10 protein-coding genes are annotated in these 17924 nt (G+C 47.6%); all 10 read right to left on the reverse strand.

What is annotated here, in order from left to right:
• Positions 1-34 precede the first annotated feature (34 nt).
• The 10 genes from HMPREF1493_RS03660 to pheS all read right to left on the reverse strand — a co-directional run bounded on the left by HMPREF1493_RS03660 (position 35) and on the right by pheS (position 17671).
• On the reverse strand, positions 35-3472 hold the full coding sequence (locus HMPREF1493_RS03660; RefSeq protein WP_035427905.1) for a 4-alpha-glucanotransferase: 3438 nt from the start codon (positions 3470-3472) through the stop codon (positions 35-37).
• Between the two features lie 2 nt (positions 3473-3474).
• On the reverse strand, positions 3475-4974 hold the full coding sequence (gene glgA / locus HMPREF1493_RS03665; RefSeq protein WP_035427907.1) for a glycogen synthase GlgA: 1500 nt from the start codon (positions 4972-4974) through the stop codon (positions 3475-3477).
• A gap of 2 nt (positions 4975-4976) precedes the next feature.
• Positions 4977-6080: a glucose-1-phosphate adenylyltransferase subunit GlgD gene (gene glgD / locus HMPREF1493_RS03670; protein ID WP_035427909.1), complete on the reverse strand. Its 1104-nt coding sequence runs from the start codon at positions 6078-6080 to the stop codon at positions 4977-4979.
• Entirely contained in the window at positions 6080-7228 is a 1149-nt protein-coding gene (locus HMPREF1493_RS03675; protein ID WP_035427911.1) for a glucose-1-phosphate adenylyltransferase, read from the reverse strand. The genes glgD and HMPREF1493_RS03675 overlap by 1 nt, the downstream gene beginning before the upstream one ends.
• A gap of 75 nt (positions 7229-7303) precedes the next feature.
• A complete protein-coding gene (locus HMPREF1493_RS03680; protein WP_035427913.1) occupies positions 7304-9733 on the reverse strand; it encodes a glycogen/starch/alpha-glucan phosphorylase in 2430 nt (809 codons plus the stop codon).
• Entirely contained in the window at positions 9720-11735 is a 2016-nt protein-coding gene (gene glgB / locus HMPREF1493_RS03685; RefSeq protein ID WP_035427915.1) for a 1,4-alpha-glucan branching protein GlgB, read from the reverse strand. The genes HMPREF1493_RS03680 and glgB overlap by 14 nt, the downstream gene beginning before the upstream one ends.
• 340 nt (positions 11736-12075) lie before the next feature.
• On the reverse strand, positions 12076-13302 hold the full coding sequence (locus HMPREF1493_RS03690; RefSeq protein ID WP_035427916.1) for an iron-containing alcohol dehydrogenase family protein: 1227 nt from the start codon (positions 13300-13302) through the stop codon (positions 12076-12078).
• A 51-nt stretch (positions 13303-13353) separates the two neighbouring features.
• A complete protein-coding gene (locus tag HMPREF1493_RS03695; RefSeq protein WP_035427917.1) occupies positions 13354-14100 on the reverse strand; it encodes a zinc dependent phospholipase C family protein in 747 nt (248 codons plus the stop codon).
• Between the two features lie 13 nt (positions 14101-14113).
• Positions 14114-16573 (reverse strand): phenylalanine--tRNA ligase subunit beta, encoded by a 2460-nt coding sequence (pheT, locus tag HMPREF1493_RS03700; protein WP_035427918.1) that lies wholly within the window; start codon positions 16571-16573, stop codon positions 14114-14116.
• A 30-nt stretch (positions 16574-16603) separates the two neighbouring features.
• A complete protein-coding gene (gene pheS, locus HMPREF1493_RS03705; RefSeq protein WP_035427919.1) occupies positions 16604-17671 on the reverse strand; it encodes a phenylalanine--tRNA ligase subunit alpha in 1068 nt (355 codons plus the stop codon).
• Positions 17672-17924 lie beyond the last annotated feature (253 nt).

Genomic DNA, 17924 nt, shown 5'->3' on the forward strand with positions numbered 1-17924 from the left:
TTGTTGTAACTGAAGTATGAAAGGGGCCTAACTTCTAAGCGTCGAGCTTGCTCTGATGCAGTTCAACAAACCTCTGCAGCTTTTGAATAGCCTGTGGTGTGAGCATGTCCTTTTTAACCTGCCAAGACCAATTGCCTTCAGCTTTACCAGGAATGTTCATACGAGCATCATCAGAAAGACCTAAGACGTCCTGTAGCGGCAAAATAACCACTGCATTAGAAGTGCTAACTACCTGCTCCATAAGGTGGTCAAAAATCTGCTGAGATTCATCAGTTGCCTGACCGCCTGTAAAGCGAGTTTCCACAAAACCCATAAGCGTTTGGGTGTCATGCGTGCCGCTGTACACAATAGACTCCTGAGCTGGCGCAAAAGAATATCTACAGTCTCCATCAGCAAACTGAATGACGCTCATGCCCGGAAATCCCGTCTGAGAAAGCAGCGCTCGGACCGCAGGAGTAACCGCTCCTAAATCCTCTGCAATAAAAGGAAGTGGGCCAAGCTGCTTATAAGCAACATCAAACAGCTCATTGCCAGGACCAAACTTGAATGAACCCTCAGCAGCAGTCTTTCCCTGCTCAATAGCATAGTAAGACGTAAAGCCAATAAAATGGTCTAGCCTTGTATAGTCATACAGATAGAAAGACCTGCGGAAACGTTCAATCCACCAACGATATCCTTCGTCTTTATGAGCCTGCCAGTTATACGTTGGATTACCCCACAGCTGACCATCTTGAGAAAACGCGTCGGCAGGAGCTCCAGCCTGAAGCTCTGTATGACCTGTATCATCTAAAGCAAAAAGTTCTGGATGTGCCCAAACATCAGCGGAATCCTCTGAAACAAACATAGGCATATCGCCAATAATCTGAATGCCTTTAACACGAGCCTCCGCTAATGTCTGACTCCAAATTACGTCAAAAGCAAATTGCTGCTTTCGGTGAAGTTCGATTGCCTGAGCAAGCTCAGGACGCTCAAGAAGCTCTTGCGACCAGCTGTGATACTGCTTAGGCCAATCCTGCCATACTTCCTCTCCCAGCAGGTCTTTAATAGCGCGGAATGCTGCATACGAATCAAGCCAATACGAGTTTCTCGCGCAGAATTCCTGGTATTCAGCGGCTCGCGTGCTCTGAGGATCATCGCACTCAGAAATGACTCTCTCCATTGCCGCTGGATCAAGCAGATTGATGTTTCCTGCAAAAGCGGAAATTCCCGCGTAAGGAGAACCGTATTCATCGGTTGGACTGACAGGCAAAATCTGCCAATACTTCTGGCCAGATTTGGCGAGAAAATCGATGAACTCGGAAGTCTCGCGACCAATGACACCAGGCTTCTGTCCTGGCGTAATTGCGGAGTCCTCATCGGCAGGTAGAGAAGTTATATGAGCAAGCACTCCCATGCCGGGCTCAAGGGGCTTTTGCAGCCTGTGAGCTGGCTGCACGTTTAGGACAGTGCATCCGAGCTGCCACAAAAAGACCTCTGCTTTGCCGTCCTTAACGGGGACTGCTTGGCCACTAATAACATCAATAACCTGCATGTTTTGAGGTACAGAAACATATACTGTTTTAGCATCTGAGCGACTCTTGTTTACTAGAACACAAATGCCAGAAGCGGCTTTGCCCTGCTGCTCTTGCTGCTTATCTTTTTGAAGAGGCTTACGCCAAAATGCCAGAACGTCATCAGATCCACATTCTGGGACAAATGGTTCAAACGAGCCATCTACCAGTAGTGGGAGGGTCTTTCTTAACGCAATAGCATTACGATATATGTGCAAGTAGTCCAAGTCAGCACGAGGACTGCTTCCTGGCCATGGCATAGTTGCGCGATTTGTTGGGTCAACAAATCCCTCAACGCCCATCTCATCGCCGTAGTAAATTGATGGAACGCCGGGAAGTGTCATCTGCAGCACAGCTGTCTGCCACATACGAGCCTTAGAAAGACCGCGCTGATCAGCAGAAAGTCTGTACGTTACCTGTTCATGAGCAGAAAGAGAATCTGGAGCAGGAGCTCCAGCAACTACGTTAATCAGTCGCTCTTTGTCATGTGTTCCAAACACATTCAGGCAAGAATAAAACGCCTCGTGAGGATAGTTTTCCCACAGCTCCTCAAGAGCTAAAGCAGTTGACTCAGCACCAGCCTCATTCATCAAAAATGAAAGAATGGACTTGCGTAGAGGATAATTCATAGGTCCGTCGAGCTCAGAGCCTTCCAGATAATGCCTGAGTTTTCCGTACGCACGCTTATTGCTTGCGTCCTCCCAGACCTCTCCAATAATGACTGCATCACTGCGTTCGGCAAGCGCTGCTGCACGAATCTTCTGAATGAACGAATCAGAAATCTCATCTGCAACGTCTAAGCGCCAACCACGGGCACCACGACGCAGCCACGTTCTAATAACGCCATCCTTGCCACAAATAAACTCCTGATAATCGGGGTTATCGGAGACAATAGTTGGAAGTGCGTCTACACCCCACCAGCTCTCATACGTTCCATCCTCACGGAACGTAAACCACTCATCATAGGGCGAGCCAGCCTGCTGAACTGCTCCTGGTTCAGAGTAGTTAGAGAATTTATTAAAGTATTTTGAATCAGCACCACAGTGATTAAAAACGCCATCCAAAATAATGGAAATACCGTGCTCAGCCGCTTTAACGCAGAGGTGTTCAAAATCCTCTACGGTGCCCAAAACGGGATCTACTTCCAAATAATCCGCAATATCGTAGCGATGATTACTAGAAGCAGCATAAATGGGATTCAAATAAAGCGCAGTTATTCCGAGGTTTTCCAAATACGGAAGCTTCTCTTCAATGCCAGCCAAAGAACCGCCGTAGAAATCCCACTCAGTTATGCGGCCGTTAGCATCTCGCCGATACTCAGGAGTCTTCTCCCAGTCTTCAACCAGCTGGCGAGAAACCCCATTTCTTGGAACAGCCAGCGCCTGCTTGGTGCGTTCTTGCCAGTTTGCATCTCGTGCAAACCTGTCAGGGAAAATCTGGTAGACAACTCCCACTTTGTACCAGCTAGGATCCTCTACACCTGCGAAGCTACCACGAGGCTCATAGCAAGTAATCTGAAATGAAGGAGGCTCGCCATAAGCAAAGCTACCAACACCGGTACACCTATTTTCTTGAGCACCATATGACCAAACTGCTCCGTCAGAAGCCTGAAGCTCAAAACGATACCAAATAAGGCCCGTAGCAGCTGGTTTAACAATTGCCTCAAAGCACTGCGCATAGTCAGGTACACCAGTCGGAAGCGCGCCAGCAAAATCACTCTTTTGCATCACCACGCGTTTCTCGCCAGACAGAACTTGGGCCTCTGAAGACGATTCAGGGCCATACTCTTGCCAGAGACGAAGTGTTACTGATTGAACATCATCGTCCCAAGCAAATATTCTGATTGTTGCTGAAGTACCTAGTTCTACCGCGCCTTTTGGATCTCTACAAACAATGTTTGAGGTGTTGTGAAAAGCCTGCATTCTTACCAATCTCGACGACGTACATACCTAATAATCTCAGGGTGTAGTAAATGATACACGTCAAGATATTCATTTGCAGCGTTATGCCAACTAAAGTCCTCTGCCATCGCCTGTTTTACAAGATTTGTCCACGCTTGTTTATCGTTTCTATAAACATCGGCGGCGTACAGAATAATATCTGCCATTTCATCTGCGTTTTGATTGGCAAAACTAAAGCCGGTTCCTTCTCCCGTAAACTGGTTGTACGGTTTGACAGAATCTGCCAGACCGCCCGTCTCGCGAACAACAGGAAGCGTGCCATAACGCATAGAAATCATCTGAGAAAGACCGCAAGGCTCAAACTCTGATGGCATCAAGAACATATCCGCACCTGCATACATGCGGTGAGAAAGCGCAATATCAAACTCAATACGTGCAGCCATACGGTTGCCATAGTGCTCATCAAAGAAGCGCATAGCATCTTCTTGTTCAGCGTCACCAGTTCCTAGAACAGCAACCTCAATACCTGCACAAATAAGACGGTCCATCGCATAGCGAATCAGGCCCAAGCCTTTCTGGTTAGTCAAGCGCGTAACCATTACCGCAAGTGGTGCGTCGGGATCTACCTCAAGACCCAGCTCTTCTTGCAATTGACGCTTACACTCAGCCTTGCCCTCCACATGACGTGCCGAGAAGTTCTGTGGAATATAAGGATCGCTTGCAGGTGACCACGCACCAATATCAATACCATTCAGGATGCCGCGCAGTACACTTTGACGGCGACGGAAGATATCATCCATTCCCTCTCCGAAGTGCTCTGTCTGCAGCTCACGGGCATACGTTGGGCTAACAGTGAGCAGATAATCGGAGTAGCAAAGTGCACCCTTCATAAAGTTGATAGAGCTTGCGTCACACCTCAGTTGATCAACTGCAGCAGGGATATCAGCAAGACCAAGTACGTCACTCAGCATCTTGTCAGTATACTGGCCCTGGAACTTAACGTTATGAATGGAGAAGACCGTCTTAACGTTGTGGACCTCAGGGACGCCCTGATACTGCTCACGCAAAAATACGGGTGCTGGTGCCGTTTGCCAGTCATTGCAGTGTAGAACGTCGCAGGAGAGCTCTGGGACGTGTGCAATCAGCTCACACAGAGCCTTGGAGAAGAACGCATAGCGCTCTCCATCATCGAAGTAGCCATAGAGGCCATCACGAGCAAAGTAAGACTCGTTATCTACAAAGTAAAAATCAACGCCTTCATGAACCAGATGCCAAAGCCCACAATACTCAAAGCGCCACGAAAGAGGCACCTGAAGCTCGTAGACCTTCTTCATCTTTTGTTTCCACTCGGGCTTAATGGAGCTGTAGAGTGGCGAGATAACCGCCACTCGAGCTCCTACTTTTTTAAGTGCTTGTGGCAATGAACCCGAGACATCTCCAAGACCGCCCGACTTGGAAAAAGGCGCCACCTCTGAACTTGCATAGACAACGCGAAGTTTGCGACGCTTGGAGACTTGGGACATTGTTACGCCACCCTCTTATTGTTTTTACGCTGAAGAAGAATTTCTTCGCTGGTACCACGAAGCTCAGTACCTGCAGGAATAATGTTAGAACGGTCTACAATAGCGTGCTCGACTACAGAACCTTCCTTAACAATGCAACCTTCCATCACAATAGAATCGCGTACTACTGCGCCACGCTCAATGATGACGTTACGACCAAGGATGGAACCGGTAACAGATCCACGGATACGGCAGCCTGCAGAAATAGTAGAGTTACTTACCTTTGAGCCAATCTCAAATTTTGCAGGAGCGGTATCGTGAGCCTTTGTCTTAATGGAACGCTCTGGGGTAAAGAGCTCATTTGCTGGCATGGGGTTCAAAAGCTCCATGTTAGCCTGATAATAAGAGTTCTTTGAGAAGATAGATGCTACATGGCCCTCAAAGTGGAAGGTACGGACCTTAACACGGTTGTAGTCAGCATGAAGCGCCTCAAAGAGGTCAAGATAATCAGTAGCTCTATACCAATCAAGCATATCAATAAGCAGGTCACGCTTGATAATAAAGCAGTCAAGGGAAGCTTCATCTCCGCGCTGGACACCATTATGTGTCTTGACTACGCGGTCACCTTCAAGCTCAACACCAACAACATCTCTATCGTTATAACGAGTGGTGTAGGTCATCATGGTAATGTCCGCGTCAGACTCTAGATGCTGATCAAGCAGCTCGGTAAGATCAGCGTTGTAAACAAAGTTTGAAGTGGACAACAGAACATACTCTGCGTCAGTTCTCTCAAGATAAGGTCTGTTGGAAATCAGATCTCTGAGCAGGAAACGAGCACCTGTGTGAGAGGTACCAAAAGCGGATCCTGGCAAGATAAACATGCCACCGCTCTTGCGGTCCAAGTTCCAGTCTTTACCAGAGCCAAGGTGATCAATGAGTGAGCGATAGTTAAATGGCATGATGACACCAACGGTACTAATGTCCGAATTAACCATATTTGAAAGAGGAAAATCCACCAGGCGATATCTTCCCAAGAAAGGCATGGATGCAATTGGGCGTACATCATTGGCGATTTCCATGTTAGTAGACGCATAATTGCAGGTAATAAGACCAATTACTCTATTCATTATTGCTCACCTCTTTCGACTACTACATCATTTCCAACAACAGCAATCTCCTTGTTCAAATCAGAGCTGCCAATATGGACGTTCTTCTCGACCACAGCGTTCTCGCCAAGAATTGCACGAATAACCACCGCACCAGGTTTAACTTCTGCGCCAGGAAGAAGTACGGAGTCAATAACGCGTGCTCCCTCACCAATAACGGCATCGGTAGACAAAATTGAATGGCGAGAATAACCAAAGATCTGGCATCCGTTGCTTACCAGACAGTCGTCTACCTCTCCAAAAGCGCCAATGTACGCTGGTGGACGGGTGGAAGCATTAGACAAGATAGGGAACTTGTCCGAGAAGATGTCAAACTTAGGCTCAGAGCCAAGCAGATCCATGCTGGTCTCATGATAGCTTGCAATAGTACCTACATCACGCCAGAAGCCCTCAAAGCGATAAGCAAAAAGACGTTTACCATCATCAAGCAACGTCGGAATAATATCGCCGCCAAAGTCATGAGAAGATTCAGGGTTCTTTGCGTCCTCACGCAAAGTCTCAAGAAGCAGGTCTGTGCTAAAGATATAGATTCCCATGGACGCCAGGTTGGACTCTGGCTCTTTGGGTTTCTCGGAAAACTTGGTGATCCTATCCTCATCATCAATGGACATGATGCCGAAGCGAGAGGTCTCTTCCCAAGGAACAGGCATGACGGCAATCGTAAGGTCTGCGTTGTTCTTCTTATGGCAGGCGAGCATCTCGCCGTAGTCCATACGGTAAAGCTGATCGCCAGAGAGAATTAGTACGTAATCAGGGTTATTCTGCTCAATGTAACCAATATTCTGGGTGACGGCATCTGCGGTTCCCGCATACCATGCACCACCAGACTGTGTTGCGAAGGGAGGCAGAATTGAAATTCCACCACCGCGCTCATCAAGGTCCCAAGCACTACCTGATCCCACGTAAGAGTGAAGCAAATACGGACGATACTGTGTCAAAACACCTACCGTAGAAATTCCTGAATTTGCGCAGTTGGATAATGCAAAGTCAATAATGCGGAACTTGCCACCAAACGAGACAGCAGGTTTAGCTACTTTTGAGGTCAGAGCACCTAAGCGGCTTCCCTGTCCTCCTGCAAGTAGCATTGCAAGACATTCCCTTTTGCTCATATCCAAATCTCCTCTCTCCCCAACAGAGGTCTTTATTCTCAACGTCTTACGACGATTGAACCTAAATGCAGATCCTTACACGTGCCAAATATCTTCCATGTACTCCCTGATAGTTCTATCAGCCGAGAAGAAACCAGAGTTTGCAGTATTGTGAAGTGCGCGAGCATTCCAGCTACGACGATCTGCATAGGACTGAGTAAGTTCTTCCCATGCCTTCACGTAGGCGTCAAAGTCAATAAGCACCAGGTCAGGATCATTGTTAATCAGCAGATAGTCACGAATTGACTCAAAGTTGCCAGAGAGTCGGCTCAACGAGCCATCGGTCAGCATATTTACAATGCGAGCCAGTGTTGGGTTCTGGTTAAGCAGGTTTTGTGCAAAGTAGGTGCCGGAAGCATATACCTCTTGGACCTCGTCTGCACGAAGACCAAAAATCTTGATGTTCTCTGGTCCTGCAAGCTCAGAGATCTCAATATTCGAACCGTCATATGTTCCAAGGGTCAGAGCCGCATTCATCATAAGCTTCATGTTTGAGGTACCAGAAGCCTCTGCACCAGCAACCGAAATCTGCTCTGAAATATCAGATGCAGCATAGATAAGCTGTGCATTTGAAACAGCAAAGTTTGGAATAAAGACAATCTTCAGACGACCCTCAATGCGCTCGTCGTTGTTAACCACGTCTGCAACGGAGTGAATAAGTCGAATGACTTCCTTTGCAAAGGTATAGCTCTGAGCAGCTTTGCCCGAGAAAATAAAGGTTGTTGGAGCTGGCTTATAGCTTGGATCATCAAGCATACGGTTGTAGAGATACAAAATCTTAAAGACATTAAGCAGCTGACGCTTATATGCATGGAAGCGTTTTACCTGCGTATCAAAGATGGTATTGGTATCCATCTCAACACCAGTTGTCTTCTTGACGTATGCAGCAAGACGCTCTTTTTCTTCTTTCTTTGCAGCGTCCATCTTGTCCAAGAACTCAGCATTGTTCTCAAAAGCAGAAAGCTTCTGAAGCTCATTGGCATCATCAAGCCAGCCGGTACCAATAGCCTCAGTAATAAGCTTTGCGTAAGCGGTATTTGCCTGTGCCAAGAAGCGACGGTGGCAGATGCCGTTAGTCTTGTTATTAAAGATTTCTGGACGAAGCTTGTAGAAGTCCTTCAAAACACTCTGCTTCAAAATGTTAGTGTGCAGATCAGATACACCGTTAACCGAGTGGCTAAACAAAATAGAGAGGTTAGCCATACGAACGGTGTTATCCCACAACACAGCTGTTGAGGCGAGAAGTTCGGTGTTGCCGTTAGAGTCAACAAGCAGCTGCTCCTTATAGCAACGATCAACCTCGTCGATAAACATATACAAGCGAGGAAGCAGCTCACGGAAGGTGTTAATAGGCCACTTCTCAAGAGCCTCAGGCATAACGGTGTGGTTGGTATAAGAAATTGCGTTTCTCGCGATATCAAATGCCTCGTTAAAGTCAACGCCGTGGTCATCAACAAGCAGACGCATAAGCTCTGGTCCACACATTGCTGGATGCGTATCGTTAGTGTGGATGCAGACGTGGTCAGCAAAGTGATCCCAATCCTCACCATACTTGTCTTTATACGCACGGAGGATGGACTGAAGACCAGCGGAGACAAACAGGTACTCCTGCTTTAAGCGAAGAATGCGTCCGTGCTCACCAGAGTCATTTGGATACAGAATGGTTGAAATTGCCTCAACGTCAGAGCGGAACTTATTAGCACGTGCATAATCGCCGGCGTTAAAAGCATCAAGATCAAAGTCTTCCTCTGCTGGTTCTGCAGACCAAAGACGCAGCTTATTTACGGTTTTTGCGCCATAACCAACAATAGGCACATCGTATGGAACAGCCCTTACTACCTGGCCACCCTCTTGCGAGAACCAGAAGTTGCCATTCTCGTCCTCATGCCTTACAACTGTGCCACCAAAGCGCACCAGTACGCTAGAATCGTCTTTTCTGACTTCCCAAGGATATCCATTTGCCAGCCAGTTATCGGTACGCTCTACCTGACGTCCATCCTTAATCTCCTGGCGGAAGAGGCCGTAGCGGTATCTCATACCATTACCAAAGCCAGCCATTCCCTCGTGTGCCATGGAGTCCAGGAAGCACGCGGCGAGCCTACCCAGACCACCATTGCCAAGGCCAGGGTCTACCTCTTGAGCGGCAAGCTCATGAAGAGAGGTGCCCATCTCTTTAAGGCCCTCTGCAACAACGTCGGTGATACCAAGATTGAGTAGATAATTCTCAAGTAGTGGTCCTAGAAGGAACTCAAGAGAGAAGTAATAGACCTGCTTGTCAGCATGAATATAGGAGGTTGACTGAATTTCTCGCGCCTTTTCTGCAATGAGGTGGGCAAGAACGTTATAGCGCTCCTGATCAGTGCATTCTCCATAGTATTTACCAAGAATCTTGATGAACTTATCGCGATACTGCTCTTCAAAGTCTTGTTTATCGGTAAAAATGTTTTGTCCGTTATTTACGGCCATGCTTCCCCCTCTTTGGAAGTTCTTTCTCAAACGCTAAAACAATGCCACCAAGCGGAGGAACAGACAGCTCTACCGAATAATCTCTTCCATTCCATGCCACTGGCTTGGTGGAAAGTTTCTTAGTATTCACAATACCCGAACCGCCAAATTCTTTTGCGTCGGAATTAAACACTTCTTTCCACACACCTGCAGAAGGCATGCCTAAACGGAAGTTCTGATGGGTTGCAACGTCAAAATTGATGAGAATAACCAGGTCCTCGGAAGGCTTTCTTCCGTGACGAACAAACGAGATGATTGATTGTTCATTATTGTCTGCGTCAATCCAATCAAATCCACGGTTGTCGTAGGCATACTGCCAAAGTCCTGGATGATTCTTATAGAAATGATTAAGAGCCTTAATAAATGCCTGCTGATGAGCGTGAGTTGGATACTCCTCAGTCAAGTAATACTCAATACCCTCGTAGTAGCGCCATTCAATAAACTGCGCAATCTCGTTGCCCATAAAGTTGAGCTTAGCGCCCGGATGAGTCATCTGATGAAGTGCCAAAGCCCTCATGCCAGCAAACTGTCTCCACCAATCCCCTGGCATACGCTGAATAAGGCTACACTTACCATGAACAACCTCATCATGGCTGAATGGCAGCACAAAGTTCTCGTTGAACTGGTACATGCTAGAGAAGGTCAGAAGACGGTGGTTGCCTGGTCTATAAGGGAAATCAGTCTGACAATAGTGCAGAGTATCATTCATCCAGCCCATATCCCATTTAAGGTTAAAGCCAAGTCCTCCAACCTCTGGAGGATAGGTAACCAGCGGCCATGCTGTGGACTCTTCTGCAATCATAAGAACGTCAGGATGCTCTTTCTGAGCAGTCTCATTACAAAGACGCAGAAAAGCACTTGCATCCAAATCTTCTTCAGTTCCCTTATGGTTAAAACGCTTCTGAGAAGGATCGTCGATACCAAAATTCATATACAACATGCTACTGACGCCATCGACACGAATGCCATCAGCGTGATACTCATTCAGCCACATGAGTAGGTTGGAAACAAGGAAGCTTCTAACCTCACCACGAGTAAGATTAAACTTAAGAGTTCCCCAGTTAGGATGCTCTTTTTCTTCAAAGAGCCTAGTGCCATCAAACTCTGCAAGACCATGAGCGTCTTTGCAGAAGCCTCCTGGGACCCAGTCTAAAATGACACCGATGCCAGCCTGATGGCAGCAATCAATAAAGTGTTTGAACTGGGCAGGATTGCCATACCTTGAGGTGGGAGCAAAATAACCCGTTACCTGATAACCCCAAGATCCATCAAAAGGGTGCTCCATAACGGGGAGAAGTTCGATGTGGGTGTAGCCCATCTCTTTAACGTAAGCTACCAGCTCTTCTGACAATTCATCATAGGTGTAGAAAGCATCTACGTTGGTATCAAAGTAATCTTTAGGTTCTTCAGCCTGCTCTGCAGCTTCTGCATCAGCAGAATCTTCCTCTTGGGCAGTCAGGTCAGTATGCTGCTTCCAGCTTCCAAGATGAACTTCAAAGATGTTAAGAGGACTATGCAGGAACTTAAGCGATGCACGCCTTTTCATCCATGCATCGTCTTCCCAAACATACACGTCTGGGTCAAACGTAATAGATGCCGTATGTGGCCTGACCTCTGCATATGTACCATAGGGGTCAGCCTTAAAAATCTTCTGTCCAGAAGCGGATACAATCAGGAATTTATACAATACTTCCGAGGTGATTCCTGGAATAAAGCCTTCCCAGATTCCGCCGTATTTTGAACGAGAAAGAACGTTGACGGTATCATCCCAATTATTAAAATCTCCAACAACAGAGACAGAGGCCGCATTGGGTGCCCAAACCGCAAAATGATAGCCTTCAACTCCATCTTCTTGAACCGCAGGGTGTGCACCTAATTTCTTGTGGCTCTGGAACCATTTTCCTTGTGCAAACAAGTATGCATCCTGGTCACTTACAGCTAACGATGCATTTAACTCTGCCATGCTCACCTCCGCGCTTACCAATGAAATCTACACATTTTATAGATTTGTTATCCATAAAGACTCGTAGTTGATAGTTACTAAGATAAACCATTGCAAGGTAAAACACGGTAACAAACACTCAATATGTCTTTCACCGATAAAAAACGACCGTACACGTTATTTTTTGTTTGTGCTAAATTTTGTTAATTATAGTGAATAAAAATTGCAACTAAAAGAAATGGCAGCTTATCCAAATAAACTGCCATTTGATACATAAACTTTTTATATAACCGTGAAGCGACTTAAGAAAGCTGGCTCCTACAAGTCCTCTTCCTACAGTGATTCTTCAGGTTACTTGCAACTACATCTTGCGTGGTACAGCCGTCTCAGCTGAAGGAGCATGTGCAGCAATTACATCAAGAGCTGCTGTCTCTTGGTCCTTCTCGCCAGAAGCAACTACCCTACCGTATGCATCGGTATCAAGAATTGCCTGGCGGAAACGATCAGTTGTAAAGCCATAAGGAGCGCGACCCCACTCGTTGGTCTTCTGAGCTCGCTCAACAATGATGTCCAGATCAGCGTCAACTGATTCTGGAGTAATGTCCAGATTGGCCAAGGTGGTTGGGAGACCAAGCTTTCTATTAAGCGCCACCTGCTCCTCAAGTGCTTTAAGGTTGCCGTCAAAGGCATAAAGGACGCAGGTACCAAAGGAAACAACCTCACCATGAAGGTGTTTCTCGCCACGCTCGCCCAGAGCAGTAAAGGCATTGTAGAAGGCGTGAGCGGTTGAGGAATTAAAGTAATACGCGCCGCGCTCTGCGCAAAGATTGGTGGTCATATTAGAAACAATACCAGCAGTCACAATGATGTTCAGAACAACGTTTTCAAATGCTTCAGAAACAATACCAGCGCGCTTATCTGCCAGTGCCTGCTCTGCATTATCAAACAGAGGCTCAATGCAGGCACCTGCGGCAAGAGCTCGTCCCATAAGAGGGCTGTGGAGCAGCTCAACTTCTCTGGAAGAAAGTTCAACCTCAGGACCCTTAGAGAAGGCATCGCCAATTCCTGCCCAGAAGTACTCATCCGGGCTCTCTGCAATAATCTGCGTATCAATAAAGGTATGAACGGGCAGCTCAGCAGGAATGAAGTACGTATCTGCAGAACCGTCTTCTTTATAGAAAACAGCAATTCTTGTTACAGGAGCGCAGTTAGAAGCAAGTGTTGGGAAGGTAAAGTATGGCTTGTCCAGGATAGTTGCAATCTCTTTACCCTCATCAATTGCGCGACCGCCGCCAACAAGGAAGAGCATATCAGCAGCAATAACCTCAGGCATTGCTGCAATTCTCTTGGCATTTGCGTGCGTAGAGTTAGTGCCGTAAGAAATCCAAGAAGAGATAGAAACCTCAGAACCCGCAAGTGCGGCCTCAAGCTTTGGACGTGCCTTCTCCATTGCAGTTGGTCCACCAATGACTACGGCATTTTTACCAAATCGCTTAACAATGTGCAGTACCGACTTATAAGCATCAACACCAATGGTGTATGAAGGCAGATACTCCGTAAATGTTCCGCGAGATTCCATCTTTTCCATAGCGTCCTCCAAAACCTATCTCAGAAAAGCGAGAATATAACTTTAACTGAATTAGTTATGTTTTTGCAGCATAAATCCTTGAACTATCGTTTCCTCTGCCTCTTTATAGGCTGACGAGAAAAACTCTGTATTAAGCATTTGATACTGCGGGGAGCTCACACTATTCTGGCGATTCTCCTCTGCAATGCGCTGTATAACCTGAAGTGTTTGCTCAACATCTGAATGTGTAAACCCATACTGTGGATGAGCCGCGGCAACTGCAAAGAGCTCATCAGATGCTTCTGGCAGACAATTCATATCAAGCGAGCGCCCGTAAATATCAAAATCTGCTTGCTTACGAATACGTGCATCTTCTCCTGTCGGAATATGATGAGCACGCAAAAATGCCCGTGTATGAGCGTTATACACGTGGTCGCAAACAAGGTGGCACCAAATGCCCACGATAAGCTCTCTGAGCTGGCGCTGATCTACTAAGCTGCGCTGCTCATCTGAGCAATAACTCACATTTGGCTGGATAAAGTCAGTCTGTAGCAGATACTTGGCTGGGTTAAGACCACCCATAAAATTTCGCTGATACCGCTTATAACTTGGAATAGGCAAGCTACCTGGATACGATTGATGGCTTCGGCCATATCTCACCTTGTGAGAATAGTCTGGAACCATAAAGCCAACGTGCACATCAGGAGCAACATTTCCAAGCAGAAATGCATCAGGGTAGTGAATATCTACACCCAAGCAACCGGCTCCTTTCTCAAGGAGCCGGTCAGCATGAGCAATATGTACGTTCCAACTTGGCACTACAATTACCTGCTTATCCGCGAATTTCTCCGCCGGTAGAACGAAGAACCTTCTCCACAAGCTTTGTGTGGGTCTTCTCGACCTCTTCTGAAGTAAGCGTTCTGTCGTCTGCGCGATACGTAAGCGAGAAGGCCATGGACTTCTTGCCCTCACCAACACGCAGCGAATCGCGGTACACGTCAAAGAGTCTGATGTCGCATAGGAGCTTGCCACCAGCAGACTTCAAACGCTGAACTAGCTGCTCTGCAGTGACGCTCTCGTCAACAACAATTGCCAGGTCAATGGAGATACCTGGGTAGGTTGGAGGCTCCACAATAGGAAGGTCTTTCTGAGAAAGACGCAAAAGCGACGCAACAGAAATCTCAAAGGCGATGACGGGAACCTCAATGTCAAAGTTCTGGAGCGACAAAGGATGAATGTTTCCAACCCAACCGATTGTCTCGCTACCTGCAAGAATCTCAGCAGCGCGACCAGGCTGCAGCCAACCGTATTGCTCTGGCTCAGCTACACGGAAACGAACCTTAGGGATGCGAAGTGCCTCAAGCAGGCCCTCAACAATACCCTTGGCGTCAAAGAAATCGTAGGCTGGATACTTAGCATTCCAAGCGTCATCTGCTGGACGACCAACCAATACGCCACAGACATAGCTTGGCTCATCTGGCTGGCTCTTATCCTTATGTCCAAAGAGCACACGACCCAGCTCATACATGGCAATATTAGAGACACCATGAGCAAGGTTGTATGCAATAGAGCGCAGAAGACCTGGAACAATGGAGCGACGCATCTCAGACTGGTCAGCAACAAGTGGGCTCATAACCTTTACAGGGACGCCTCTTCCCTCTTCGCTCATACCAAGCTTAGAGAGGTCATCTGGACTTGCAAACAAATATGACTTTGTCTCGTTGAGGCCAAGGGAGCGCAGCGTACGGCCAATCTTTCTAATCTGACGCTGATCTGAAGTCAAACCGCCTGCATGGTTTCGAGCAGCAGGAAGCGTAGCCTCAATATCACCTTCACCCCACAGGCGAACAATCTCCTCAATAAGGTCAACCTCGCGCGTAAGATCTGGGCGGTTTGTAGGAGCAATAACGCTCAGCTCTCCGTTGTCTGCTGGAGCAACCTTGCAGCCAAGGCGCGTAAGGCGAGAAACCATAAACTCTTCTGGAATTTGAGCACCTGCAAGAGAGCAAACGCGCTCTGGGCGAAGCGTAATAGTTACTGCCTCTTTTACCTTTGGATATACATCAACAATACCAGGGCAAACCTCAGCACCACAGCACTCCTCAAAGAGTGCTGCTGCAATATCTGCAACAGATGCGCAACCGTTTGGATCCACAAGACGCTCGTAGCGAATAGAAGCCTCGCTCATCAGATCAAGGTTTCTGCTGGTACGGCTAATGTGGCCGTTATCAAAGACAGCGGATTCCAAAAGGACATCAACGGTATTCTCGGTAATTTCAGAATCCAGGCCACCCATAACACCTGCAAGTGCAATAGGAGTTTTACCGTTATCTGTGATGACCGTCATATCGGACGTGAGCTCGCGGTCTTCTCCGTCAAGCGTCACAATGTGCTCACCGTCTTCTGCAGCACGAACCACAATGTGGTACTTGCCATCTTCCTTGGTAAGTTTTCCGAGGTCAAAAGCATGCAGAGGCTGGCCGGTCAGGTACATCACGTAGTTAGTAACATCAACAACGTTGTTGATTGAGCGGCCACCACAAGCCGTAACGCGACGAGCAAGCCACTCAGGGCTTGGGCCAATCTTGACGTTTCGAACCACGCGAGCAGTGTACCTTGAGCAGAGCTCAGGATCAGCAATGGTAACATCAACCTGCTCAGATGCATCTGCGCCAGACTCAGACGTAACACGTGGAAGCTCAATATGGGCGTCAGTGTCATACATTGCAGAAACCTCAACAGCCATACCAGTCATAGAAAGGCAGTCGGGGCGGTTAGGGGTAATCTCGCAATCAAGAACTACATCAGACATGCCCAGGTAATCCGTAAGAGGTACACCAATTGGAGCATCCTCGGGAAGAATCATAATGCCGCTCTGGTCATCGCCAAGACCAAGCTCGCGAGAAGAGCAGTTCATGCCGCAAGACTCAACACCACGCAGCTTGGACTTTTTAATCTTAAAGTCTCCAGGAAGTACCGCACCGATCATTGCGGTAACAATGTGGTCTCCCTGATTAAAGTTCTGAGCACCGCAAACAATCTGTAGAGGAACAGGATTTCCGTCCTTATCTACATTGTTATTGCCCACGTCAACCAGGGTAACGTACATGTGATCAGAATCAGGATGAGGCTCTTTGCTTACAACCTGAGCAGTAACAACATGGTCAAGATTTGCGCCAACACGCTCTGCCGCTTCAACCTCAGTACCGGTGCGCACAAACTCACGCTCAAGGTCTTTTGGGTCCTGAGGAAGATCAACGAGCGTCTTCAGCCATTCATAAGATACACGCATGTGATTGCCTTTCTAATAAGACGCCGATGATTAGAACTGACGCAGGACTCTCTGGTCACCAGAGATGAGCATGCGCAGGTCAGGAAGGTCATAACGGAGCGCTGCAACACGCTCAACACCAATGCCAAAGGCAAAGCCTGTGTACTTCTCGGAATCAATACCGCAGTACTTGAAGACATTAGGATCAACCATGCCGCAACCAAGAATCTCAAGCCAGCCCGTGTTCTTGCAGAAACGGCAGCCCTCACCGTGGCAAACACCACAAGAAACGTCTACCTCGCAGCTTGGCTCGGTGAATGGGAAGAAGTGAGGACGATAGCGGGTAGCGCGGTCCTTACCAAAAATCTCACGAGTAAAGTGATCAAGGGTACCTTTGAGATCACCAAAGGTAATTCCCTCATCAACAACAAGGCCTTCCATCTGCGTAAATTGAGGCAGGTGGTTGGCATCTGCGGTGTCAGGACGGAATACCGTGCCAGGACAAATCATGTAAATAGGAGGCTCTTTTGTCTCCATGGTGTGTACCTGAACGCCAGAAGTCTGTGTACGAAGAAGCACGTCAGACTCGCCCAGTACGTGCGACTCTTTTCCTTCTGGTGCATTATCCACCACGTAGAACGTATCCTTACCAGAACGGCTTGGATGGTCCTCTGGAGCATTCAGAGCTGTGAAGTTGTAGTAGGTAGTCTCAACATAAGGGCCTGTCTCAATGGTGTAGCCCATGCTGACAAAGATGTCTTCCATCTCCTCACGTACCTGCTCAATGAGGTGCTGAGTACCAGGACTCAGACGACGACCTGGAAGGGTAATATCAGTTGCCTCAGCATTAAGCTGGGCTTCAAGGGCTTCTCGCTTTAAGGCAAGCTGACGCTCGCGAATAGCGGTCTCAACGTTAGCACGAACGGTATTTGCAAGCTGACCCATTTGAGGGCGCTGATCTGCGGGAACCTGACCCATCATACGCATAATTGCCGTAAGAGAGCCCTTCTTTCCCATTGATGCAACGCGCACCTTCTCAAGTGCTTCAAGGTTTGTTGCCTTAGCAATTCCTTGAAGTACTTGCTCGCGAATTGCCGAGAGTTCCTCAGACATTCCCATGTAATTACCCTTTCAATAGAAAACCGTCCCTGAGCATATGCCCAAGGACGGAAAATTTCCGCGGTACCACCTCGGTTGATTGCGCAGTTTTCTCTCTGTGCAATCCACTTGAAAGCCTAGTCTCGTTAGGCGGACGACTTCCCTACTAAGCAATGACGCCGTTCAAGTTGTAGCTCGGGAGTGAACTCTACCAGCGCTGTGCAGGTGTTTCTCAACCACGAACACCCTCTCTGTTCACAACGTGCTCCGGCAG

It is taken from the genome of Atopobium sp. ICM42b (genome assembly GCA_000564995.1).
In the GTDB taxonomy this organism is placed as follows: domain Bacteria; phylum Actinomycetota; class Coriobacteriia; order Coriobacteriales; family Atopobiaceae; genus Lancefieldella.